The organism is Mycobacterium sp. E1386 (genome assembly GCF_001672745.1).
Taxonomy (GTDB): Bacteria; Actinomycetota; Actinomycetes; order Mycobacteriales; family Mycobacteriaceae; genus Mycobacterium.
In genome coordinates, this window is sequence record NZ_LZKH01000106.1 from 1 (window position 1) to 692 (window position 692).

Consider the following 692-nt stretch of genomic DNA (forward strand, 5'->3'; position numbering starts at 1 on the left):
CGGTTGTCGGGGCCGCAGGCCAGGGTGAGGTCGTCGATGTCGGTGCGGCGGGTGGTGGTCCAGCCGGTGATGTGGTGGACCTGGCTGTGGTAGGCGGGGGCATCGCAGCCGGGTTTGGTGCAGCCGCGGTCCTTGCCGTAGAGCATGATGCGCTGGGCGGGGGAGGCGATTCGTTTGGTGTGGTGCAGCGCCAGTGATTTGGCGCCATCGAAGATGGCGAGGTAGTGGTGGGCGTGGCCGGCCCAGCGGATCACATCGCTCATGGGTACCAGGGTGCCGCCGGCGGTCAGGGCCTTGCCGGCGGCGGCCTCCAGGTCCTGCAACGTGGTGGTGACCACGATCGAGACCGGCAACCCGTTGTGGGAGCCGAGTTTTCCCGAAGCCAGCAGGCCGCGCAGCCCGGCGAGGAAGGCATCGTGGTTGCGCTGCGCTGTCGAGCGGGTATCGCGGCGCACCGCGTCCTCATCGGGGGTGGCATCGACCACCGGAGTCTCATCCTCGGGATTGCACGCCCCGGGGGCGGCCAGTTTGGCCAGCATGGCCTCGATCGCGGCCCGCAACTCCGGGGTCACCAGCCCGCCGATGCGTGACATCCCGTCGCATTCCTGGGCGCCCAGGGTGATGCCGCGTTTGCGGGCCCGCTCGGCGTCGCTGAATTCCCCGTCGGGGTGCAGCCAATCCATCACCCGCCC

Annotated in this window: 1 protein-coding gene; it reads right to left on the minus strand. The window is 69.8% G+C overall.

Annotated elements, in window-relative coordinates; translation table 11 throughout:
- The coding region (locus A5709_RS11995; RefSeq protein ID WP_156768025.1) for an HNH endonuclease signature motif containing protein at window positions 1-692 on the minus strand (692 nt) is incomplete at both ends.